The following is a 23,193-nucleotide window of genomic DNA, read 5'->3' as shown; positions in this document are numbered from 1 at the left end:
GGTGCTGGCATGGTGGAGCGGGCCCACGATCGGTGATCGGGGGATCACCGACGGGAGGAGTTGCTGTGCTGGTGCGGCGGCGGTTGCTCGGCCTGGTGGCCGAGGCGCCCGGACCGGTCGCCGTCACCGTCGCCTGTGCGCTGAGCGCCACCGGTGCGGCCGTCGTGATGGCCGTCGCTCTGGCCGAGGCGCTGCGCCGGGCGGTGGACGGCGAGGCCGTCGGGCACCTCACCGCACCGTTGGCGGTCGCGGTGCTCGCGGTCGCCGCCCGCGGCACGCTGCTCTGGGTACGCGACCTCGCCGCGACCAGGACCGCCGCGCTGGTGAAACTGCGGCTGCGCGACAGGCTGACGCGCCGGCTGCTGGCACTCGGTCCCGGTGGGACGTCGGCCCGCCCGGTCGGCACCATCCACACCGCCGTCGCCGACGGTGTGGAGGCGCTCGACGCGTACGTCGGCTTCTATCTGCCGCAGGCGGTGGTGAGCGTCGTGGGGCCGGCGCTGGTCGTGACGGTCCTGGCCGTCGTCGACCCGGTCAGTGCGGTGATCGTCGGCGTCGCGGTCGCGCTGCTGCCGCTGGCGCGGCCGGTGTTCCGGCGCCTGCTCGGCCGGCGTGGCAAGGCGCACTGGGCGGCGTACGAGGCGTTCGCCGCCAAGATGCTCGACGCCCTCTACGGGATGACCACGCTCAAGACGCTGGGCGCCAGTGCCCGGTACGGCGAGCGGTTGCGGGCGGAGGCGGCCCGGGTGTACCGGGCGACGATGCGGGACCTGGCCGCCTCGGCGACGGTGTACGTCGCCACCGCCCTGATCACCACAGCCGGAACGGCGCTGGCGGTCGCCGTAGCCGGGCTGCGGCACGCCGACGGGGCGGTGGACGCCGCGGCCGTACTGCTGGTGTTGCTGCTGGCCGCCGAGGCGTTCCGGCCGCAACTGGAGTTGCAGAACTACTGGCACGAGGGGTTCTCCGGGATGGCTGCCGCAGACGGCATCTTCGCCCTGCTCGACGCGCCCGTGCCGGTCGGCGAACCGGCCGAGGCGCGGGCGGTGCGCGGCGACGGCGGACCGGTGCAGGTGCGGTTCCGACAGGTCAGCTTCACGTATCCCGGCTCCGCCCAGCCGGCGCTGGTGGAGGTCGACCTGACCCTGCCGGCCGGCCGCACCACCGCGCTGGTCGGGCGTTCCGGTGCCGGGAAGTCGACCCTGGCCGCCCTGCTGCAACGCTTCCACGACCCGGGCAGCGGTGCCATCGAGGTCGACGGCGTCGACCTGCGGCACCTCCCGCTGCGACAGGCGCGGGCGCTGACCGCGGTGGTGAGCCAGGAGGCGTACCTGTTCCACGGCAGTGTGGCCGACAACCTGCGGATGGCCCGCCCCGAGGCGAGCGACGCCGACCTGACGGCGGCCTGCCGCAGAGCGCGGATCCACGACGAGATCGCGGCCCTGCCGCAGGGCTACGCCACGGTCGTCGGCGAGCGCGGCACACGGCTCTCCGGCGGGCAGCGGCAACGGCTGGCCATCGCCCGCGCCCTGCTGGCCGACGCCCCGGTCCTCGTCCTGGACGAGGCGACCTCCAGTGTGGACGGCGCGACCGAGGAGCGGCTGCGGACGGCGCTGGCCGAGGCGACGGCGGGGCGTACCACGCTGGTCATCGCGCACCGGCTCTCCACGGTGGCCGGCGCCGACCAGGTGGCGGTGCTCGACGGCGGCCGGGTCGTCGAGCACGGCGCCCCGGACGACCTGCTCGCGACCGGCGGGGCATGGTCGCGACTGGTCGCCGTGCACGCGGGGGCGGCACGGTGAGCTGGCAACCGGGGCTGCTCGGCGACACCGGGCCGGGCCGGCGCGGCACGGCCGGACTGCTGCGGGTGTTGGCCGCGTACCGATCCCCCTACGCGCTCTCCGTTCTGTTCGGAGTGCTCAACCAGGGCGCCGGGATCGCCGCGCTGACCCTGGGCGGCTACCTGGTGGGGTTGGCGCTGACCGGGGCGGCCACCTCCCGGCTCTGGCCGCTGGCGCTGCTGACCCTGGCCCTGATGGTGATGCAGGCGCTGGCCAACTGGCTGGAGGCGTGGATCTCCCACGAGCTGTCGTTCCGGCTGCTGGCGGAGGTCCGGTACTGGCTCTACCGCGCCTTCGAGCGGATCGCGCCCGGCGGACTGGTCAAGCGTCGCACGGGCGATCTCGCCGCGGTCGCCCTGCGTGACGCGGAGAGCCTGGAGATCTTCTACGCACACACCTCGATCTACATCGCGGTCGCCCTGATCCTGCCACCGGTCGCGCTGGCCGGGCTGGCCGTCGTCGCCTGGCCGCTGGCGCTGGCGCTGACGCCGTGGCTACTGCTGGTCGCCACCGTGCCGTTCGCGCTGCGCCGCCGCAACGCCGCACACGGCCGGCGGGTACGGGACCTGCACGCGCTGGTCGGCACCCGGACGGTGGATCTGGTGCAGGGCATCCGCGAGGTGCTCACCTTCGGCCGCGGCGAGGACGCCCGGGTCGGAATCGCCGAGGCCAGCGCCGAGTTGGCGGAGGCGCAGCGGCGGCAGACCGTACGCGGCGGGCTGGAGCAGGCGGTGTGCGCGGCCCTGACCGGCGCGGGCACGGTGTCGGTGCTGGCCGCCGCCGTGTGGCGGGGCGTCGAGGTGCCGACGCTGGTGGCCGCCACCGTGTTCGCCACCCAGTCGTTCACGCCACTGCTGACCCTGCTGAAGGTCACCCGGATCTGGGGGCTGACCTCGTCCTCGGCGGACCGGGTCTTCGACCTGCTGGAAGAGCCGGCGGTGGTCGCCGACACCGGAACGCGCGACGCCCCGGCCACCGCCGGCACCGTCACCTTCGACGGGGTGTGGTTCCGCTACGGCGAGCACGAGTCCTGGGTGCTGCGCGGCGCCGACCTGACCATCCCGGCCGGAAGCACGGTGGCACTGGTCGGTGCGACCGGTGCCGGCAAGTCCACCATGGCGAACCTGCTGCTGCGCGCGTTCGACCCGCAGCGCGGTGTGCTGCGGGTCGACGGAGTCGACATCCGGGAGTACCGCCTGCAGGCCCTGCTGCGGCTGGTCGCGTACGTGCCGCAGGACGTCTTCCTGCTGCACGACACCCTCCGGGAGAACCTGGTGCTGGCCGCACCGGAGGCGAGCGGCGCCGCCCTGGACGAGGTCTGCGCCGCCGCGCAACTGCGACCGGTGCTGCACCGGCTGCCCGACGGGCTCGACACGGTCGTCGGCGAGCGCGGCGCTCGGCTCTCCGGCGGCGAGCGGCAACGGGTCGCGCTGGCCCGTGCCCTGCTGCGCGACGCCCCGATCCTGGTCCTCGACGAATCGTCCAGCCAGCTCGACGTACTCAGCGAACGCGAGATCGGCGCGGCGCTGGACCGGCTGCGGGCCGGCCGCACGACCCTGGTCATCGCCCACCGCCTGGCCACCATCCGCACCGCCGACCTGGTCGCGCTCCTCGAGCACGGACAGATCGTCGACGTGGCACCGCACGAGGTGCTGCTGGAGCGCTGCCCCAGCTATGCCGCGCTCATCGCGAGCCAACGGGACGCCGACGCACTACTGGCGGCGGTCCCGTCGGAACAACCGTCCACGAGTCCGGAAGGGAGGTGACCCACGTGAAGGTCGAGAAGCTGAAGGTGCAGACGGTCCGTGCCTCGGTGCACACGTCGAACCACGCCACGCTGCGCAACGCCAGCGTCGCCTGGCGCAAGCGGTGACGCCGAGCCGGCTCCGCTGAGCCGGTGAACCGGGGGTGCGTGGGCGGATGTGACGCCCACGCACCCCTCCCGCAAGCCTAGATCCCTGACGAGGAGCTATGGACTGGTCCCTGGCCGACCGCCCGCTGCGTCTTTCGCGGGGCGCCGGTGTCGTTCCCACAGCCGACGGTTTCCTGCTCGTCACGCCGGGCGAGGACTTCATCACCATCGACGTCGAGCCGGACCGCCGGGACCTGGTCGCGTCGCTGCTCTCCGGCGACCTTTCCCCGGACGCGGCGGTCGCGCGGGATCCCGATGCCGCCGGACTGCTCGACGTGCTGGCCGACGAGGCGCTGCTCGCCGAGGAACCGGAGGCCCCTGCCGGGCCGGTGGCCCTGCTGGGTGACGGTGTGCTGGTCGACCAGCTCGGCCAGCTGCTGGACGCGAAGCGGACCGACGGCATCGGCGGCGCGGCGCTGGTCGTGGCGTGCGCCGACTGGCTGCCCGACGGCCGCTGGTGCCGGCTGGACGCCGAGTGCGCGGCGGCCGGGATCGCCTGGCACCGTGGCTACGCCGAGGGTGGACGCTGGTACGCCGGGCCGCTCTCCGTACCGGGTGCCGGACCGAGCTACGCCGACCTGCGGTTGCGACGGCTGGCCGCCAGCCCGTTCCCGGACGAGCTGTTGGCCTACTGGGCGTGGCTCGACTCCGGCGGGCGCCCGGCCGGGCCGCCCGACCCGGCCGGTGCGGCCGTGGTCGCCGGCCTCATCGCCGCGGATGTCCGCGCCTATCTGGCCGGCCGCCCCGTGCCCGGGGAGCGGACCCAGTACGGGCTGGACCCCGCCAGCGGAGTGCTGCGCCGGCACCCGGTGCTGCCGGTGCCGCCCGACCTGATGGTGCAGGCGCCGTGAACATCAGACTCGGGGTCGACGTCCGTGGGCTGGCCACCGACGTGTGGCTGCCCGAGGAGTCGGCGACCACGGTGCTGGTGCGGACCCCGTACGGCACGCCGGGGCTGTGGCCGGAAGCGTCGGCGTACGCGTCGGCCGGCTTCGCCGTGGCGCTGCAGGACGTCCGTGGACGGTTCCGTTCCGACGGCGAGTTCGTCGCCGGAGCCGACGAGACCGCCGACGGGCACGCCACCGTCGACTGGGTCACCGGAGCGCCCTGGTCGAACGGGCGGGTGGTGCTCTGCGGCACCGGATACGAGGCGTACGCGGCGTGGTGCGCCAGCGGTCATCCGGCGGTGGCGGGAGTGGTCAGCCGGCAGCCGTGGCCACCCGGCGACGCGTCCCCACCGGTCGACAGTGAACTGTGGTGGCGCACCGAGCACGGCAGCGGCCGGATAGGCCATCCCGGCCTGACCCCGCTGGCGACGGCCGTCACCGAACTGCCGCTGGACGACGCGGAGCTGCCCGGCCGGTGGCCGGTCGACATCCGGCCGTGGCCGCCGCACGCCACCGCCGCCGCGGCCCCGGCGGGGCGCGTCGAGCAGGCGGTGGCGGCATGCCGGGCGCCGTCGCTGCACCTCGGCAGCTGGTACTGCCGATCGGTGACGGCGACCCTGCGGCATGCCGTCCTCGCCACCGAGCCCACCTGCCACGTCGGCGGCTGGGTCTCCCCGCTGACCCATGAGCTCGCCGAGGAGTGCGCGATCGACGTACCGGTCGAGCCGGACCCGTCGACCCTCACCCTGCGGTGGCTCACCGGGGCGCTGCACCGCTGCCGGACGCTCTGGCTCGGCAGCGGCGTCTGGCGCGACGGCTCCCCGGTGACGACGGCGGCACCCGTCCGGACCCTGCTCACCGGGAAACCGGGCGTGCTGACCGCCGACCCGGCACGGCCGTACCCGTCGCTGCCGCACTCGGCGGATCTCGGCCGGCTCACGGACCTCCCCGGCGCCCTCGTGTCCAACGTGCCGGGGCCGCTGAGCTACCACGGTGACGCCGTCTGCCTGATCTCCGGGCGCTCGGACGCCCCGTCGCAGCTCGTCGCCACCCTGGTGCACGAGACCCCGGCCGGGATCCGGACGGTGCTGACTGACGGCGTCACCGCGGTTCCCAGCGGCCCGTGGGCGGTCGAGATCGACTGCCGTCCGGTCGCCGTCGACCTTCCCGCAGGACACCGGCTGCGGCTGGAACTGACCACCAGCCGCTATCCGAGACATCCCCGCCCGCCCGCGCCGGCGACGCTCACCGTCGACGGGATCGTCCTGCGCGCGCCCCTACCCGAGGAGCGGTAGCCGTGGAGGCGCTGATCGACACCCGGACCGGCGTGGTACGGGGCACCGTCCGGCTGCCGGCCGAACAGTGGTGGCCGTCCGGCCTCGACATCGTCGTCGCGGACGTCGCCGACATGATGCGCCACCTGCCGTGGCCGGCGGACCGGGTCGCCACTGGCACCGCGTTCGCCGACCCGGAACACGCGCACCGGGCCGCCGTGGGGGAGGCGGTCGAACGCTACTGCGGCAACTTCGTCCCCGCCGGGCTGCGCCGGGCCAGCCATCGGCAACTACTCGCCGCCGGAGAGCACGCCGTCGACCCGACGACACTGGCACTGCACTCGCCGGCCCAGTACGCGCAGCCCGACTTCCCGTTCCAGCCCTTCACCGGCGACCTCGAGGTGCTGTGGACGACCGGCTACCGGCTGTCCGACGGCATCCCGACGGCGGTGCCGGCGTCGCTTGTCTACGTCAACTGGCTATTGCCGCCGCGTGCGGACGAACCTCGTACCAACTTCTCGATGCTCTCCGGGCTGGCGGCCGGGCCGACCCGCGCCGCCGCCGAGACCGCCGCCCTGGAGGAGGTGATCGAACGGGACGCCACCGTCGTCTGGTGGGCCAACAGGATCCCCGCCCGCCCGGTCGACGTGGCCCACCCGGCACTGGCCCGCCTGCTGGTCCCGGACCCGGAACGGGGTTCCGGCTGGGCCCGCGCCGCCGGCACCTCCGCCGACATTCGCTACCGGGTGGTCGCCATCCCGACCGTGTTCGACGTCTCCGTCCTCGGCGTACTGATCGACGACCCCGAACTGCAGATCACCGCCCTCGGGGTCGCCGCCCGACCCGAACCCGCCGCCGCGGTGGCCAAGGCCCTCGCCGAGGCGGTGACGCTGCGCCGGTACGCCCTCGGCCTGCTCGACCCGGACGGCGAGATATGGCAAGCGGCCGGCGCCGGACTCATCGACGGGACGATCTTCCACCCCTGGCGGGCCGACCGAAGCTACACCCGCTCCTACCGCCCGGACTGGTCCGACGTGCTGGACCTCGGCTGCCATGGCCAGCTCTGGCTCGACCCGGCCATGCGTGCACACCTGGACCCGATCACCGGCGGTGAGGAGGTGGTCCGCCTCGACGACCTGCCGCACCTCGCCGGCGACATCCGGGCCGGCTACCTGCGCCGGCTGGCCGGCCAGGACATCGAGGCGGTCGCCGTGGACGTGACCACCCCGGACGCCGAGGCCGCCGGGGTGGCCGTCGTCCGGGTGGTGGCCCCCGGCACCTACGGCAACCCGCCGGCGGCCTTCCCGTTCCTCGGCGGCAGCCGGCTCTACACCGACCCGGTCCGGCTCGGCCTGCGCACGGCGCCGCTGGCCGAGGCGGACGTCAACCGCGTCCCGCTACCGCACACATGATCACCGATCGGCGGACCGGCCTCGTCACCGCGCTGTACCACGAACGCCTGCCGGCCGGCCTACACGTCACGCACGCCGACCTCGCCTGGCTCGGCCCAGCTGGCGGGCGTCCCACCGTCTCCGGAGCGTCGTGGACCTCCCCGGACGCCGCCACCGCCGCCGCCCTCGGCGAGGCGGCAGAGCGTTACTGCGGGCACCGCACCCCGCAGCCGCCCAGGCTGGACACCTGGCACGGCATGACGGAACGCGGCCGCCGGGCGGTCGATCCGGACCTGCTCGCCCTGTACCGCCCCGACCAGACCGTCCCGTTCACCGGGATCGCCCGGACCGATCCGATCGGCTGGCTCGCCGGCACCGACCCGCACCAGGAGCGGGCCTGGGTGCCGGCGTCGCTCTGCATGCTCGCCGCATCGCCCACCGACGCGGCTGCGCATCTGTCTGGAGTGGCGCCGCACCTGCCCGTGGCGGCCGGCGTGGCGGCCGGGCCGACGCCGGAACGGGCTCGGGCCGCCGCGCTGGCCGAGGTCGTCGAACGGCATGCCCTGGCCACCTGCTGGCACGCCGGCACCCGGTTCCCGCTCCTGCGGCCCAGCGTTCCGGGCTTCCCCGGACAGCTACGGGCCGTGCCGAACCTGCTCTCCGCACCCGTGGTCCTGGCCGTCGTGCAGGACGGGGACGGGCTGCTCGGGGTCGGCTGCGCGCTGGCCGACGACGCCGACTCCGCCGCCGCCAAGGCCGCCGCCGAGGCGTGCCAGAGCCTGTGCACCGTACGGCTGGTCGCGGACGGCGCCCTGGACTGGCAGCCGCTGCAGCCGTACCGGCCGGACCGCCGGTACGGCGACGCGTACGCCCCCGACCTCTCCGACGCCACCGACATCGTCTGCCACGCGCAGTTGCTCGCCGATCCCCGGATCGCCGAGGCCGTCACCCACCGGCTCGCCGGTGGTGCTCCCGTCCCGGAACGCCACGGCTGGGCGTCCACCTGCCCCGACCTGGACACCGTCCTCGCCGCCCGTGGCCTCGCCGCGCTCACCGTGGACCTCACCACCCCGGACGTGGCCACCGCCGGCTACGCGGTCGTCCGGGTCGTCGTGCCCGGCCTGCGCTCGACGGCACCGGCGGCCTTCCCGTTCCTCGGCGCGGGCGCCGATCCCCTTCCCGACCGCCCCTGCCTCCTTCCGGTGCCCCATGTCTGAACCGAAAACCACCCCCTGGCTCACCGAACCCGTCACCGCCAAGGCGCAGCGGCACGGCACGCACCGCGCCGCGACCCTGGAGGAGACCTGGCGACGGGTCACACCGCTGCTGCCGGACGTCGGCGTCACCCGGGTCGCCGACATCACCGGCCTGGACATCATCGGCATACCCGTCGCCACCGCCTACCGACCCAACTCGCGCAGCCTCGCCGTCAGCCAGGGCAAGGGCGCCACCCCGCTGGCCAGCCGGGTCTCGGCCGTGATGGAGGCACTCGAACACGACCACGCCGAACGCGTCGACCTGCCGCTGCGGCTGGCCCGGCACGCCGAGCTGCCCCGCGCCGTCGCACCGTGGACGCTGCCCCGCACCACGACGTCCGCCGTGGACGAATACACGGCGCTGCTCTGGGCGGCCGGGCACCGGGTGCGCGACGGCGCCCCCGTGGGGGTGCCGTACGACGTCGTGGGACTGGACCTGACCCTGCCCGCCGGGCTCACCCCGGCCGGCCTGTCCCGCGACTCCAACGGACTGGCCAGCGGCAACACCGCCATCGAGGCGATCGTGCACGCGCTGTGCGAGGTGATCGAGCGGGACGCCGCCGCGCTGTGGGAGCTGACGGACCAGACCGGCACCCGGATCGATCCGGCCAGCGTCACCGGGGCCGAGTCCCGGGAACTGCTCGACCGCTGCGTCGCGGCAGGAACGGAGATCGCGTTGTACGACATCAGCTCCGACATCGGTGTACCGGCCGTGCTGTGTTACCTGGTCGAGGCCGAGCCGGACCCGTTCCGACCACTGCCGCCCGCCGCCGGCCTCGGCTGCCACCCCTGTGCCGAGGTGGCGCTCTCCCGGGCGGTCACCGAGGCGGCGCAGAGCCGGCTGATCACGATATCCGGCGCCCGCGACGACGTCCGTCGGGACGACTACTCCGCCGCCGTCGACGTGGAGACCGCCACCCGGGTACGCGACCAGCTCCGCGACGCCGCCCGCGACGTTCGGGCCTGGCCGACCGGCTGGGGGGTCACGAACGACACTCTCCGCGCCGACCTGGACTGGCTGCTGGAGCGGTTGGCCGCGGCCGGGATCGCCGAGCCGGTCGCCGTCGACCTCACCCGCCCGGACACCGGGATACCGGTGTTCAAGGTGGTGGTGCCGGGGCTCGAAGGGATCACCGCGCTGACCGGCGGCGGCACCCTGCCCGGCGAGCGCGCCAGGGCGGTGACGGGGCGTGGCTGAGATCGTCGTCTTCGTCGGCCCGACCCTGCCCGCCGACGAGGTCGGCCGGCGGCTCGACGCGGAGGTCCTACCACCGGTCGCCCAGGGGGACGTGCTGCGCGCCCTCGCCGCCCGACCCCGGCTTCTCGCCATCATCGACGGCGTCTACGAGCGCGTCCCCGCTGTCTGGCACAAGGAGATCCTGTACGCCCTTGAACGCGGCGTAGCGGTGGCCGGCGCGGCCAGCATGGGTGCGCTGCGCGCCGCCGAACTCGCACCGTTCGGGATGGTCGGCGTCGGCGAAATCTACCGGAGTGTGCGCGACGGGCAGTTGACCGACGACGACGAGGTCGCGGTCGCGCACCTCGGCCCGGACGACGGCCACCGACCGGTCAGCGAAGCGATGGTCAACATCCGCGCCACCGTCGCGGCGGCGGTCGCCGACGGCGTACTCGGGCCGCAGGCCGGCGACCGGATACTCACCGCCGCCAAGCGGCTGCACTACCCGCACCGGCGCTGGCCGGCGCTGCTCCCGCTCGCCCCGCCCGGGTTCGCCACCTGGCTCAAGACCGGCCGGCGCGACGTGAAGGCGGCGGACGCCCGCGCCCTGCTCGACCTGATCGCCGGCGGCGGCGTGCACCCACCCGCCGTACCGCCCCGCGTCGAGCGGACCGAACACCTCCAGCTCGCCCGCCCCGCGTCCGCCCTGGATCCGGCGGTGGAGGCGGACCTGCTCGACGGCGTCCACCTGGACGGCGACTATCCCGACCTGGCCCAGGCCGCGACGCTGCGCCTCGTCGCCGTCGGCACCGGGCCACGCCCGACGGGTGGGGCACGCGCGGAATGGGTGGACCGGCTACGCGAACACGTGCCGGCCGACGCGCTCGCCGACCTCGACGCCGACGCCCTCGGCGAACTGGCGGCCGACCAGGCCGCACTGGTGCACACCTGCGCCGCCGTGGAGGACCGCCTGCCCGCGGCGATCATCGACACGCTGCGGCTGTGGGGACAGCTACCGGGACGCCTGGCCCGGGCCCGCGACGTCGCCGCCTGCTGCGAACGCCTCGGCGGTACCCCGGAACCGGCCGCCCTCGGGCTGACCGACGCCGACGTCTGGTCGTGGTGCGCCGGGCGGGCGGGGCTACCCCCGGACAGTCCCGCGGACGTCGTCGCCGACGCCCTCGGCGTACCCGACCCGGACCGGCTCCGCCGGGCCGCCCTGCGTCACCTGCTGTACGAGAAAGAAGGACGACAATGAGAAGACATACGATCGTCGCGGGGGTTCTCTCCCTCTCCCTGGCCGCGACCCTGAGCGCCTGCGGCGACCCGGCCGGGCCGACCACCGCCGCGACCGGCGACGCCGCCGCGCCGCAGACGCTCACCAACTGCGGCCAGCAGTACACCTACCGGCAGGCGCCGCAGCGCATCGTCACATCCAGCACCCCGGCGACAGAAATGATTTTGGCGCTGGGGCAGCGTGACCGGCTGGTCGGCACGGTCGCTCCGGGCGAGCTGCTGCCGGAGTACGCCGGCGAGATGCAGGGTGTGCAGATCATCGCCGAGAAGGCGTTCCCGCCGCCGTCGAAGGAGACCGTGCTCGCCGCCCGCCCCGAACTCGTCGTCAGCGCCTATTCCGACGACTACGGACCCAAGGCGCTCGGTGACCGGGCGAAACTCGCCGAGGAGGGGGTCAACTCGTACCTGCTCTCCGGTGCCTGCGCAGGCCACAAGGCCAGCGTCGACGACACCTACACGGACCTGAAGAACCTCGGCGACCTGCTCGGCGCTCCGGAGAAGGCCGAGGAGCTGGTCACGAAGCTGCGCGGCGAGATCGACGCCGTCAAGCCGGTCGCCGGTAACCCGACGGTGTTCGTCTATTCCGGCGGCAAGGAGAAGCCGACCACCCCCGGAGCCCAGGCGCTGGTCGACGACCTGCTGCGCCGGGCCGGCGCCAGCAACGCCTTTCCCGAGACCACCGGATTCGGCCAGGTCAACTGGGAGGAGCTGGTCAAGCGCGATCCGGACGCGATCCTCATCGAGGACCAGGCCTTCGAACCGGCCGACGCGGCGATCACCTTCCTGAGCGGCTACCCGCCGATCCAGGGCGTCACCGCGGTCAAGGAGAAGAGGTTCATCGTCGTTCCGGTCAACGACAACCAGCCGGGCCTGCGTTCTGGCCGGGCCCTGCGGACCATCGTCGCCGGACTCGGCTGAGTGACCGCCCGCACCGCCGCCCCCGCCCTGGTCGCCGCGACCAGGGCCGGGGCGCGTCGTCTTCCGCTCGCCGGCTGGCTCACCGTACTGGCCGCCGGGCTGGTCGCCTCGGTCGCCGCGGCCGTCAGCCTCGGCCCGGTCGCCATTCCGCTCGACGTGGTGTGGCGCGTCGTCGGACACGAACTCGGCGTCGCCGACGGTACCGGGATCTTCGGCCCGGACCGGGCGATCGTCTGGGGGATCCGGCTGCCGCGCGTACTGCTGGGTGCCATCACCGGCGCGGGGCTGGCGCTGGTCGGCGCCGTACTCCAGGCCGTGCTGCGCAACCCGCTGGCCGACCCGTACATCATCGGGGTCACCTCCGGTGCGTCGCTCGGCGCCGTCAGCGTGATGCTGATCGGTCTGGCCCCACTCGGCCTCGTCTCGGTGCCGGCCGGGGCGTTCGTCGGGGCGATCGCCGCCTTCGCCGCCGTCCTCGCCCTCGGCCGCACCAGCACGGTACGGCTGATCCTGGCCGGGGTCGCCGTCGCCGCGCTCTGCGAGGCCGTCACCCAGTACGTCGTGCTCACCACACCGGACCGGGACGTCCGCTCGGCGCTGCACTGGACGCTCGGCGGGCTGGCCGGCACCGAGTGGGGTCACCTGCCGGTCGCCGCCGCCGTGACCGGGGCGGCGGGCATCTGGTTCGTCACCAACATCACCCGGCTCAACGCGCTGACTCTCGGCGACGACACCGCCGCCAGCCTGGGCGTGGACGGAGACCGGGTACGCCGTCAGCTCGTCGTCGGCTGCGCCCTGGTCACCGCCAGCCTGGTCTCGGTCACCGGCGGCATCGGCTTCGTCGCCCTCATCGTCCCGCACACCATGCGGCTGCTCGTCGGCCCTGACCACCGGCGCCTGCTGCCGGTGGCAGCCCTCGCCGGGGCGGTCTTCCTGGTCTGGGTCGACCTGGCCGCCCGCGTCGTCAACGACCCCGACGAGGTGCCGATCAGTGTGATCACCGCGCTCCTGGGCGCCCCCTTCTTCCTCTACCTGCTCCGGAGGGCGCGCTCGTGACCGGGACACGCTCGTGACCGGGCAGGCTCGTGACCGGGGCACGCTCGTGACAGCGACCGACCTCACGCCGGACCATCTCGTGCCGGACCACCGCACGCCGGCCCGGCTCGAACTGGACGGCGTCTGCTGGGGACCCCGTGGCCGGACGATCGTCCGCGACGTGCACCTCGCCGTCGAGCCCGGCGAGATCGTCGGGCTGCTCGGGCCCAACGGCAGCGGCAAGTCCAGCCTGCTGCGCTGCGTCTACCGGCGGAACCGCCCCACCGGCGGCACGGTTCTGGTCGACGGGGTCGACGTGTGGCGGCAGCCCGCCCGGCAGGTCGCCCGCCAGGTGGCCGTACTCACCCAGGACATCCCGACCGACCTCGAACACACCGTCACCGGCCTGGTCGCGCTGGGCCGGGTGCCGCACCAGTCCGCGCTCGGCGGCGTCGGCGCCGACGACCAGCGGATCGTCGCGGAGGCGCTGCGGCGGTGCAGCCTGGACGACCTCGCCGACCGGTCGGTGGCCACGCTTTCCGGTGGGGAGCGCCAGCGGGTCCAACTCGCCCGGGCGCTGACCCAGCAACCACGGCTGCTGCTGCTCGACGAACCGACCAACCATCTGGATCTCGCCCATCAACTGGCGGTCCTGGACCTGGTCTGTGGCCTCGGTGTCACCGTCGTCGCCGCTCTGCACGACATCGAACTCGCCGCCGCGTACTGCGATCGGCTCGTCGTGCTGCACGAGGGCACGGTCGCCGCCGCCGGCCCGCCGGAGGACATCCTCACCGACCGGCTACTGCACGACGTCTACGGTGTCGCGGCCGAGGTCGGCGTCGACGACAACGGTCGGCTGCGCCTGCGGCTACCGGAACCGGCGCACCGCCGAGGCAGGCGGTCCGGGCAGGAAGCTTCCGTTCCGGTCCCGAAGCTCTCCGGGCAGGAAGCTCCCGTCCAGGTCCCCGAGCGGTCCGGGCAAAGAGGTTCCGTCCAGGTGCCGGAGGTTTCAGGTGGTGAGTAGGGTGCCGCCGGTGACGCCCGCGAGTCGGACGGTGCGGTCGGCGAGGGTGGCCTCGGTGGCGTCGTGACTGGCGAAGATCACCGCCGCGCCGGCGCGGACCCGTTCGGCGAGCAGGTCGTGGACGTGTAGCCGGCTTGCCTCGTCGAGGGCGACGGTGGGTTCGTCCAGGACGTAGATGTCGGCGACCTGGACGAGCGTCTGCGCGAGAAGGGTGCGTTGGCGCTGCCCGCCGGAGAGTTCGCGGAGCCGTCTGCGGGCGAGGGGACCGAGGTCCAGCCGCTCCATGATCGTGGCGACTGCGGCGCGGTCACTACGGTTGAGGCGTCGCCATGGAGTGAAGCGTCCGATCTGTACGCATTCGGCCACGGTTATCGGAAGCGCGTCGATGTCGCCGGTGCGTTGCGGGAGCAGGGCCAGTCGGCAGCCGGATCGGCGCCGGATGCTGCCGGACGTCGGTGTCTCGACCCCGGCCAGCAGGTGCAGCAGGGTGCTCTTGCCAGAGCCGTTCGCGCCGGTCACGGCAACCATGGACGCGGCTTGCACGCGCAGGCTCACGTCGTGCAGAACCGGGGTGCCGGCGTACCCGAAGGCCACGTGCTCGGCGGTCAGGACTTCGATGCTCAACGTCATCCCTTAAGGACATCGATTTTCAGTTGCATTATAGTAGGGCAGGTGATGGCGTCGCTGCTCGAACCGTTCACCGTGTCCTTCGTCGTCCGCGCACTGGTCGGCGGGGTGCTGCTGGCCGCCGTCTGCGCGCTGGTCGGGGTGTGGGTGATCGCCCGCGGGATGACCTTCCTCGGCGAGGCGATGAGCCACGGCATGCTGCCCGGGGTCGCCATCGCGTCGATTCTCGGTGGCAGCCTCGTCGTCGGTGCCGCAGCGAGCGCGTTCGCCATGGCGGTCGGCGTCAACGCGCTGCGGCACAGCCGCGAGTTCGGGCGCGACACCAGCATCGGGCTGCTCTTCGTGGGGATGCTCTCGGTCGGGGTGATCGTCGTCTCGCACTCGCGGTCGTTCGCGACCGATCTGACCGCGTTCCTGTTCGGCGACGTACTGGCGATCCGGTGGCCCGACCTGCTGCTGCTCGCCGCCGCGCTGACAGTGGTCGCGGTCGCCTCCGCCGTCTGTTACCGGCCGTTCCTGGCGCTCACCTTCGATCCTCGCAAGGCGCGGACCCTCGGCCTGCGCCCGGACATCGCCAACGCCGTGATGCTGGCCCTGCTCACCATCACGATGGCGGTCGCCTTCAGCGTCGTCGGCACACTGCTCGCCTTCGGGATGCTGATCGCGCCCTCGGCGGCGGCGATGCTCGTCGCGCGTCGTCTCCCGGCGGTGATGCTCACCAGCTTCGGTATCGGCTCGGCCGCGACCGTGATCGGCCTCTGGATCTCCTGGTACGCGGCGACCGCCGCCGGGGCCACCATCGCCGCCGTCGCCGTACTGATGTTCTTCGCGATTCTCGGCACCCGCCGGATCACGGCAGCGGTACAGCGTCATCGGTCGCCGGCACCCACCGCCAATCCCACACCGGAAGGAAGTCAGTGATCATCAGCAGGGCCGGGCGCCTTCTCGGCGCGGTCAGCCTGGGCCTCACGCTCACGCTGGCCGCGTGCGGCTCGACCGGCCATCCAGAGTTGGTCGAGGAGACGCCGCACGGCTACGTCGAGGGCGCCGAGGAGTTGTCCGAGGCGCAGTCGGCCATCGCGTACGCCCCCCGCGGTGCCCAGCGGCTGCGCCTGTTCGACCTGGGCACCGGGACGGAGAAGGAGATCGGGCTGTCGGTCGGCGCCGAACGGCTCACCGAGGACGGCCGCTTCGTCTACGTCGACGACGGCGACCGCACGCTGGAGGTCCTCGACTCCGGAGTGTGGACGGTCGACCACACCGACCACGTCCACTACTACCGGGCGGCCGCCCGGTCCGTCGGCACGCTGTCCCTGGACGCCCCGATCCGGACGATCGCCGGCTTCGCGGCCCACACCACGATCGGCACCGCCGACGGGCAGGTGACGATCCTCGACCGCCGGCAACTCGAAGCCGGCAAGCTGGTCAGGCTGGCCACGATCGACTCCACAAGTTCCACCGCGCTGGCCGTACCGTACGCGGGCCAGCTCCTCGTCGCCGTCGGTGACGACCCGCGACAGCCGGCCGACCGGATCGTCGCCATGGACACGCAGGGCCGGCCGACCGGCGCCCTCCAGACGCCCTGCGCGGCACCGCGCGGCTGGGCGGCCCTGCGCGGCGGCGCCGTCCTCGCCTGTGCGGACAGTCTCGTACGCGTCAAGCGGGAAGACGACAAGCTCACCGCCAAGGTGCTGGCCTCCCCGCGTACCCCGGTGTCGCCGAACGGGTTCGGGTACCGCCCGCGCAGTAACGAGGCCGCGCTGGCGGACCGCACCGGCATCTGGTCGGTGAACGCGGCCAAGGCCAGCCTGCGGTACGTGCCGGCCACCGGTCGCGAACTGGTGGCCGTCGCGTCGCCCGCGGACGGCAGTACGGTGCTCGCGCTCGACGCGTCCGACGTGCTGATCAGCTACGACCTCGAGACCGGCAGAGTCCTCGCCGAGAAGCCGCTGCGCGCCGTCAGCCTGACGCTGGACGTCGATCGCGCCTACCTGGCCGATCCGGAGGCCCGGGTCATCCACGAGATCGACTATCGCGACAGGCTGCGCACCGCCCGTACGCTACCGGTCGCCGAACGACCGGATCTTGCCCTGGAGGTCGGCCGATGAGAACACGGAAACTGGTGACGGCGCTCGCCGTCACCGCCGGCCTGCTGGTCGGCGGCGTCGCCTGCACCTCGCCCGATCGCGCGCACATCGTCGTGACCACGAACATCCTCGGCGACGTCGTCACCGAGATCGTCGGCGACCAGGCCGAGGTGCGGGTGCTGATGAAGCCGAACGCCGACCCGCACTCGTTCGCCATCTCGGCCCGCGAGGCGCACGCCATCCAGACGGCCGATCTGGTCGTCTACAACGGTCTGGGGCTCGAAGAGGGCGTCCTGCGGCACGTCGAGGCGGCGAAGGGCCAGGGCGTCGAGACCGTCGAGGTGGGGGCGGGGATCGAACCGATGGAGTACCGGGACGGCGACGCCGCCGGAGCACCGGACCCGCACTTCTGGACCGATCCGGCGCGGGTGGTCACGGCGGTGCGGCTACTCACCGACGAGATCGTGCGGCACGTCGACGGGGTGGACACCGGCGCGGTGCGGGAGCGTGCGCACGCGTACGCGAGCAGGGTCGGCGAGCTCGACGCGAGCCTGGCGCGGCGCTTCGCCGACATCCCGGTGGAACGCCGAGTCCTGGTCACCAACCACCACGTCTTCGGCTATCTGGCCGAACGCTTCGAACTCAGGGTCATCGGCGCGATCATCCCGAGCGGCACCACGCTCGCGTCGCCGAGCGCCTCCGACCTCGCCTCGCTGGTCACCGCCATCAGGGCACACCGGGTACCAGCGATCTTCGTCGACACGTCGCAGCCGGCGCGGCTGGCCGAGGTGCTCGTCTCGGAGGCCGGCATCAAGGTGAGGGTGATCGCCCTGTACTCCGAGTCGCTCAGCAAGGCCGACGGCGACGCCCCGAGTTACCTGGAGATGATGCGCTTCAACACCGAGGCGATCATCGGCGGCCTCTCCGGCTGACCCCCTGAGTCGAGTCCGGGAACCCTCCGGTACGCTTTAATGAAAATCGTTGTCAGTTTCATATTGGGAGGATGTAGTGACTCATCGCAGATCGCGTGGCCTGGTCGCCCTGGTGGCTGCCTCGCTGGCGCTCACCGCGTGCGCTTCCGGCACGGACGGTGAGAACGGATCGCCGGCCGGGCCGTCCGTCGCGGCCGCGCTGAAGGAGCCGGTGGCGATCACCTACGAGGGCGGCATCTACCTGCTCGACGGCGAGGCGCTGGAGGTGGTGCACAACGTGGCGCTGCCCGGCTTCAACCGGGTGAACCCGGCCGGCAACGACACCAACGTCGTCGTATCCACCGACTCCGGGTTCCAGATGCTCGACGCGGTCGCCGGCAGGATGACCGACGTCACCTACCCGGGCGCCAAACCCGGTCACGTGGTGCTGCACGGCGACCGCACCATCCTGTTCACCGACGGCAGTGGCGAGGTGCACAGCTTCGACCCGAAGGCGCTCGCGGACGGCAAGCCCCAGGGACGGCAGTACAAGACCGCCCAACCACACCACGGCGTGGCCATCGAACTCGCCGACGGCACCCTCGTGGTGACCCTCGGCACCGAGGAGTCACGCCCGGGTGCGATCGCGGTGGACAAGGACGGTAAGGAGATCGCCCGCAGCGAGGAATGCCCCGGCGTGCACGGCGAGGCGGTCGCGCAGGGTGAGGTCGTGGCCCTCGGCTGCCAGGACGGCGTGCTGCTGTTCAAGAACGGCGCCTTCGTCAAGGTCAAGAGCGATCGGGCGTACGGTGCCATCGCCACCCAGGTCGGCACGGAGAAGTCGCCGGTCCTGCTCGGTGACTACAAGATCGACCCCGACGCGGAACGGGAGTTCCCCGAGCAGTTCGCGCTCGTCGACACCGCCGCCCAGAAGATCCAGGTCGTGCCGATGCCGGCGGGCGCCAGCTACAGCTTCCGTTCGCTGGCCCGTGGTCCACAGGGCGAGGGGCTGATCCTCGGGACCGACGGCAAGCTGCACGTGGTCGATCCCAGCTCCGGGAAGCTGACCAACTCGTGGCCGGTGGTCGCCGCGTGGAAGGAGCCGATGAACTGGCAGGAGCCACGCCCGGCTCTCTTCGCCCGGGGGAACGACGCGTACATCACCGAACCGGCCACCAGGACGTTGCACCGGCTCGACCTCGCCACCGGCAAGGTTGTCCGATCGGTGACGCTCGACGCGATTCCGAACGAGATCAGCGGAACGCTGTCGGCACACTGACGTCCCGATTTCCGGTGGTGGAGATTGTCCGGCCGGTCCGGTGGCCCCTCCGGCCGCACCTCGGGCATCGGCCTCGGCGACGGCGCGACACTCCGCGCCGCTCGGCAGCGGTCGCGGCGCCACCGGGCTCGACGCGGTGGGTGCGCTCGAACTGGTGACGGTGACGCCGGCACCCCGGAGTCGGGGTCGCCGGCACCCCGGAGTCGGGGTCGCCGGCGCCCCACCGGTCTCCGGCAAGAATCCATCGCGAACCAGTTGGTCCTGGTTTTCGTTACCGTATGGCCTGTGCGCCATGGTCCCTGACCTGCCTGGCGTGCTGGCGCGTAGGCGGTGCCCCTGAGTCGTCGACCGACCGGTACGGCCGAGTGGCCGCGCCGGTCGCGCGCGAGGGCCGCGCGCCCCGATCGGCTCACCCTGTGGCGCCATGATGGGCGTGCACCGGTGGCGCGGGCCGGACCAGCAGCGTGAGCTGATCGGTGAGCTGCGGGCGGCCGGCCTGGCGCCGACGGCCCAGCGCCGGCTGGTGCTCGACGCGCTGCATGGTCATGACCACCCGGCGAGCGCGATCGCGATCTACCAGCGGCTGCGCGCGGACGGTCGGACCGTCGGTTGACGACGGTGTACCGCACCCTGCACGCCCTGGCGGACGCGGGTCGGGTGCACGTCTTCCACCGCGACGGGGAGCTGACCTATCGGCACTGCCGGGACGGGCCGCACCACCACCTGGTGTGCGAGGTGTGCGGGTTGGTCGTGGAGCGGTCCGGCGACACGGTGACCAGCTGGCTCCAGCAGGTACGCGCGGACGAGGACTTCGTGCCCAACCCGCAGCACAGCGACCTGTACGGGGTTTGTGGGACGTGCCTGCGCGCCGATCGCCGCGCACCGGGCGGCGGGCGGTGATCGGCGCGCAGGCACGGCGGCAGGTACGAAGTCATGTGGCGCCCCGGTGACCTGCGTGGACGCGGCGGATATTCAGATGAAACGAAGACGGTTGTGCTTATAGTCATACCTCTGCCGCGAGCCCGACCGGCGACCACAGGCGCCCCAACGGCGGGCGACCCCGGCGCCGGCCACGTCCCAATCCGAACGGATCCGTCACCCACCATGCGTCTGTCCAGCGCCATCGCCATCGCCAGCGCCGTCGGCGCAGCCGTGCTCGGCGCGGCCCCGGTGGCCGCCACGCCCGGACCGGCGCCGTCGCCGACGCAGACGCCGGCACCGAGCGGCAGCGCGCCCGCCCAGCCGGAGCCGGTGACCTGGGGGGTGACCCCGTCGAGTCCGACCGGACCCAACGGGCGGGCGAGCTTCGGCTACAAACTCGACCCCGGCGCCACGGTGACGGACTACGTCGCGGTGACCAACCACTCCGCCCGGCCGCTCACCCTGCGCCTCTACGCCAGCGACGCCGTCACTACACCGCAGGGTGGGTTCGACCTGCTGCCCGGCGGGCAACGGCCGGTCGACGTGGGCTCCTGGGTCCGACTCACCGCGCCGACGCTGACGATTCCGTCGACGCGTACCTGTGTCGCCCACGGCACCATCCGGGCCAGCAGGATGGCGAGGCGGTCGGTGTCGTACGCGCCCTCCTCGGAGCGGCCCCACAGGACGACGGTGTCGGCGTATTCGAGTTGGCGGACGATGACGTCGGCGAGTCCTCGGTCGTCGTTGTCGGCGGCGTGGATGTCGAGGGTCTTGAGGTCGTCGGTGCTGGCGAGTCCGTCGAGTAGGTGTTCGGCGTCGGTCACGGTGACGTAGGAGTCGATGCGGAGCAGGTTGGTGATCGGGGCGCCGTCGACCAGGCAGTGCGCGCAGGCGGCGGCGACCGCCTCCGGTTCGACCACCTCGGGCAGCATCAGCACCAGGTCCCGGCCGGGGTGGGTGTGGACCAGGCGGGCCAGGGTGGGCAGCACGTCCTCGCGGAGGGTGCAGGAGACGCAGCCGTGCGCCAGTGTGATCCGCTCGTCTTTCAAATCGAGAAGATCGTGGCCGAGCTGCGCGCCCGGGGAGTGCAGGTCTGATGGCCCGGCAGACCGACATCCGACCGGTGGTCAAGCTGCGCAGCACCGCCGGCACCGGCTACACGTACGTCACCCGCAAGAACCGCCGCAACGACCCTGACCGGCTGGTCCTGCGCAAGTACGACCCGATCGTCCGCCGGCACGTCGACTTCCGTGAGGAGCGCTGACCCGGTCGCGACGGCGCCGGGGATCCAGCCGTATCGGCGGCGTATCCGGGGGTGACATGCTCTACCCCATCTGCGGGGCCGGCCAGCGGCGGTGGCCGCCCCGCCAGACTCGAAGGAGAGGGATGAGCAACCGCACCAAGCTGCGCTCCGGGCCGCGCGGGTCCACGCCGGCCGTTCCGACATCCGCCGGTCGCCGGCTGGCCATGCTCGCCTTGGCTTTCGCGCTCGGGGCGCTGCTCGCCGGCCCGATCGGTGCCGTGACGGCGGGCGGCGACGAGGCGCCGATGGCCGACGAGGTGGCGCGGCTACGCGCGGAAGAGGCACGGCGAGACGCCGCGCAGATCGTCGACCTCACTGCCCAGGCCAGGCAGGTGCAGCAACGCCTGGTACCTGTTCTCGACGGTTTCGCCGTGGCGGTGCCGGTGGCGGGCGCGGCGCCCGGTCCGGTCACGGCCCGGACCGTCGTGACCGACTGGCAGACGGTGACCGGGGCGGCCGTCGAGGGTTTCGCCGATCCGCCGTCTGCCGGCACCGGTGTCAACATTGCTCGTTCCGGCCTGGCGGCGGCCGTGCGGGCACTCGACCTTGCCGTCGACACGTACGCGGCCGCGCTGGCCGCGCCGGACGCCGGACGACCGCCGCTGTTGGAGTTGGCCGGGCGTCAACGGGACGTGGCGGTCGCCACCTGGTCGACGGCGGCCACCCAGCTCGATGTACTCAACATCGATGCCGGGAACGGACACGCCCACGTCTTCCTGCCCGCAGTGCCGGGGCAGGGCGCGTTGACGTCCGACGGCGCGCCGGAAGGCAAGTAGAACGCCGCCGCGCTGATCGGGCTACGGCGTCGGATGCCGCCTGGAAACTGCGGCTGCCAGGTGTGGTGAGGGGTGCTGTGCCTCGGGTTAGAGTGACTGGCCCAGTTTCTCCGGTGAGAGGCAGGTCGGCACCGTGGTCGTACCGGACCGAGTAGACGCTCGGCGTGCCGGGTCGGGGGACGACGCCGACCCGGTCGTGCCCGTGAGCGAACCGGATCCGGGCGGGGCCCCGGTGGGCGAGCGCGACCAGCGTGTCGACGCCGACCATGATGACCAGCCGGCTGAGTCCGGCCAGCCGGCCCGCTCCTGGCGGCGTCCGTTCGGCGATCGGGTCGGCTCGGTCGAGGTACTCGCGCTGTTGCTGATCCTGCTGATCGTGTTCCGGGGACCGGTGGCATCGCTGATCTCCTCCCCCCGGATGCAGACCTGGACCACGGTCTTCGTCTCGGTGATGGTGCAGGCGGTGCCGTTCCTGGTCTTCGGGGTGGCGCTCTCCGCGGTGATCGCCGTCTTCGTGCCCCGGTCGTTCTGGGCGCGAGCGCTGCCCCGACATCCCGCGCTGGCCGTACCGGTGGCGAGCGCGGCCGGGGTGGTGCTGCCCGGTTGCGAGTGTGGTGCGGTGCCGATCGCCGGTTCACTGATCCGGCGGGGCGTGACTCCGGCCGCCGCACTGGCGTTCCTGCTCGCCGCTCCGGCGATCAACCCGATCGTGCTGGCCGCCACCGCGGTCGCCTTTCCGAACAATCCGGAGATGGTGGTCGGCCGGGCGGTGGCCAGCCTGGCCGTCGCGATGATCATGGGGTGGCTCTGGCTGCGGCTGGGCCGGACCGACTGGATCCGGCTGCCGCACCGGCCCGAACTGGACGACCTGTCGAAGGCCAGGGCGTTCTGGGCGGCGGTACGGCACGACATCGTCCACGCCGGCGGCTTCCTGGTTCTCGGCGCGATGGCCGCGGCCTGCATCAACGTGCTGGTGCCCGAACGTTGGCTGCAAACCCTGGCCGACAATCCGGTGCTGTCGGTGCTCGCGCTCGCGATACTGGCGGTGCTGCTCTCGATCTGCTCCGAGGCCGACGCCTTCGTGGCCGCCTCGCTGTCGCAGTTCTCGCTCACGGCCCGGCTGGCCTTCCTGGTGGTCGGTCCGATGGTCGACCTGAAGTTGATCTCGATGCAGACCGGCGTCTTCGGCCGCCGGTTCGCCGCCCGGTTCGCGCCGACGACGTTCGTGGTCGCCGTGCTGGTCGCGGTGGGAGTGGGGGCGGTGCTGCTGTGACCGGA

The 23,193-nt window shown here is 73.0% G+C and carries 21 protein-coding genes and 2 pseudogenes; 21 read left to right on the top strand and 2 right to left on the bottom strand.

Annotated elements, in window-relative coordinates; translation table 11 throughout:
* Positions 1–65 precede the first annotated feature (65 nt).
* From ACN28C_RS33050 to ACN28C_RS33000, 11 genes are all read left to right on the top strand, one after another.
* On the top strand, positions 66–1,802 hold the full coding sequence (locus ACN28C_RS33050; protein ID WP_422771393.1) for an ABC transporter ATP-binding protein: 1,737 nt from the start codon (positions 66–68) through the stop codon (positions 1,800–1,802).
* Entirely contained in the window at positions 1,799–3,607 is a 1,809-nt protein-coding gene (locus tag ACN28C_RS33045; protein ID WP_422771392.1) for an ABC transporter ATP-binding protein, read from the top strand. Before ACN28C_RS33050 ends, ACN28C_RS33045 begins: the two co-directional genes overlap by 4 nt.
* A gap of 205 nt (positions 3,608–3,812) precedes the next feature.
* Positions 3,813–4,604, top strand: coding sequence for a hypothetical protein (locus ACN28C_RS33040; RefSeq protein WP_422771391.1), 792 nt, complete (start codon positions 3,813–3,815; stop codon positions 4,602–4,604).
* Positions 4,601–5,935 carry a CocE/NonD family hydrolase gene (locus ACN28C_RS33035; protein ID WP_422771390.1) on the top strand — a complete coding sequence of 445 codons (1,335 nt, stop codon included), beginning with the start codon at positions 4,601–4,603 and terminating at the stop codon, positions 5,933–5,935. The genes ACN28C_RS33040 and ACN28C_RS33035 overlap by 4 nt, the downstream gene beginning before the upstream one ends.
* A gap of 2 nt (positions 5,936–5,937) precedes the next feature.
* Positions 5,938–7,326, top strand: coding sequence for a YcaO-like family protein (locus ACN28C_RS33030; RefSeq protein ID WP_422771389.1), 1,389 nt, complete (start codon positions 5,938–5,940; stop codon positions 7,324–7,326).
* Positions 7,323–8,522, top strand: a complete 1,200-nt coding sequence (locus ACN28C_RS33025) for a YcaO-like family protein (protein ID WP_422771388.1) — start codon at positions 7,323–7,325, stop codon at positions 8,520–8,522. The genes ACN28C_RS33030 and ACN28C_RS33025 overlap by 4 nt, the downstream gene beginning before the upstream one ends.
* Positions 8,515–9,759 carry a YcaO-like family protein gene (locus tag ACN28C_RS33020; protein ID WP_422771387.1) on the top strand — a complete coding sequence of 415 codons (1,245 nt, stop codon included), beginning with the start codon at positions 8,515–8,517 and terminating at the stop codon, positions 9,757–9,759. The genes ACN28C_RS33025 and ACN28C_RS33020 overlap by 8 nt, the downstream gene beginning before the upstream one ends.
* Positions 9,752–10,996 (top strand): TfuA-like protein, encoded by a 1,245-nt coding sequence (locus ACN28C_RS33015; RefSeq protein WP_422771386.1) that lies wholly within the window; start codon positions 9,752–9,754, stop codon positions 10,994–10,996. The genes ACN28C_RS33020 and ACN28C_RS33015 overlap by 8 nt, the downstream gene beginning before the upstream one ends.
* Positions 10,993–11,952: an ABC transporter substrate-binding protein gene (locus tag ACN28C_RS33010; protein WP_422771385.1), complete on the top strand. Its 960-nt coding sequence runs from the start codon at positions 10,993–10,995 to the stop codon at positions 11,950–11,952. The genes ACN28C_RS33015 and ACN28C_RS33010 overlap by 4 nt, the downstream gene beginning before the upstream one ends.
* A complete protein-coding gene (locus ACN28C_RS33005; RefSeq protein ID WP_422771384.1) occupies positions 11,953–13,008 on the top strand; it encodes a FecCD family ABC transporter permease in 1,056 nt (351 codons plus the stop codon).
* A gap of 46 nt (positions 13,009–13,054) precedes the next feature.
* The gene (locus tag ACN28C_RS33000; RefSeq protein ID WP_422771383.1) at positions 13,055–14,011 is read left to right on the top strand and encodes an ABC transporter ATP-binding protein; all 957 of its coding nucleotides are present in this window, start codon (positions 13,055–13,057) and stop codon (positions 14,009–14,011) included.
* Here ACN28C_RS33000 and aztA read toward each other — a convergent pair.
* Positions 13,997–14,641, bottom strand: a complete 645-nt coding sequence (gene aztA, locus ACN28C_RS32995) for a zinc ABC transporter ATP-binding protein AztA (RefSeq protein ID WP_422771382.1) — start codon at positions 14,639–14,641, stop codon at positions 13,997–13,999. The genes ACN28C_RS33000 and aztA overlap by 15 nt on opposite strands.
* A 45-nt stretch (positions 14,642–14,686) precedes the next feature.
* Between aztA and aztB the strand changes: the two genes are divergently transcribed.
* The 7 genes and pseudogenes from aztB to ACN28C_RS32960 all read left to right on the top strand — a co-directional run.
* Positions 14,687–15,559: a zinc ABC transporter permease AztB gene (gene aztB, locus ACN28C_RS32990; protein ID WP_422774894.1), complete on the top strand. Its 873-nt coding sequence runs from the start codon at positions 14,687–14,689 to the stop codon at positions 15,557–15,559.
* Positions 15,556–16,746, top strand: a complete 1,191-nt coding sequence (locus ACN28C_RS32985; protein ID WP_422771381.1) for a hypothetical protein — start codon at positions 15,556–15,558, stop codon at positions 16,744–16,746. The genes aztB and ACN28C_RS32985 overlap by 4 nt, the downstream gene beginning before the upstream one ends.
* Complete coding sequence (gene aztC, locus ACN28C_RS32980) at positions 16,743–17,657, top strand: zinc ABC transporter substrate-binding protein AztC (RefSeq protein ID WP_422771380.1); 915 nt, start codon at positions 16,743–16,745, stop codon at positions 17,655–17,657. Before ACN28C_RS32985 ends, aztC begins: the two co-directional genes overlap by 4 nt.
* 76 nt (positions 17,658–17,733) lie before the next feature.
* Entirely contained in the window at positions 17,734–18,915 is a 1,182-nt protein-coding gene (aztD, locus tag ACN28C_RS32975) for a zinc metallochaperone AztD (RefSeq protein ID WP_422771379.1), read from the top strand.
* 424 nt (positions 18,916–19,339) lie between these two features.
* Positions 19,340–19,528 (top strand): hypothetical protein, encoded by a 189-nt coding sequence (locus ACN28C_RS32970; protein ID WP_422771378.1) that lies wholly within the window; start codon positions 19,340–19,342, stop codon positions 19,526–19,528.
* A 5-nt stretch (positions 19,529–19,533) separates the two neighbouring features.
* Positions 19,534–19,815 (top strand): Fur family transcriptional regulator, encoded by a 282-nt coding sequence (locus tag ACN28C_RS32965; RefSeq protein WP_422774893.1) that lies wholly within the window; start codon positions 19,534–19,536, stop codon positions 19,813–19,815.
* Between the two features lie 204 nt (positions 19,816–20,019).
* Positions 20,020–20,430, top strand: a pseudogene (locus ACN28C_RS32960) (DUF916 domain-containing protein); the annotation flags it as partial.
* On the opposite strand, the pseudogene ACN28C_RS32955 reads toward ACN28C_RS32960, so the two are convergent.
* Positions 20,421–20,885: pseudogene (locus ACN28C_RS32955) on the bottom strand (GTP-binding protein); the annotation flags it as partial. The pseudogenes ACN28C_RS32960 and ACN28C_RS32955 overlap by 10 nt on opposite strands.
* A 47-nt stretch (positions 20,886–20,932) precedes the next feature.
* On the opposite strand from ACN28C_RS32955, the gene rpmG reads away from it, so the two are divergent.
* The 3 genes from rpmG (at position 20,933) to ACN28C_RS32940 (ending at position 23,188) form a co-directional block, all read left to right on the top strand.
* A complete protein-coding gene (gene rpmG, locus ACN28C_RS32950) occupies positions 20,933–21,100 on the top strand; it encodes a 50S ribosomal protein L33 (RefSeq protein WP_107258087.1) in 168 nt (55 codons plus the stop codon).
* Positions 21,101–21,222: 122 nt separating this feature from the next.
* On the top strand, positions 21,223–21,915 hold the full coding sequence (locus tag ACN28C_RS32945; RefSeq protein WP_422771377.1) for a hypothetical protein: 693 nt from the start codon (positions 21,223–21,225) through the stop codon (positions 21,913–21,915).
* A gap of 202 nt (positions 21,916–22,117) precedes the next feature.
* Positions 22,118–23,188 carry a permease gene (locus tag ACN28C_RS32940; protein WP_422771376.1) on the top strand — a complete coding sequence of 357 codons (1,071 nt, stop codon included), beginning with the start codon at positions 22,118–22,120 and terminating at the stop codon, positions 23,186–23,188.
* Positions 23,189–23,193: the final 5 nt, after the last annotated feature.

Origin of the sequence: Plantactinospora sp. WMMC1484 (assembly GCF_049315195.1) — a bacterium.
Classification (GTDB): domain Bacteria; phylum Actinomycetota; class Actinomycetes; order Mycobacteriales; family Micromonosporaceae; genus Plantactinospora.
The sequence above is the reverse complement of the archived record's forward strand: the minus strand, read 5'-3'. Positions and strand labels throughout refer to the sequence as shown.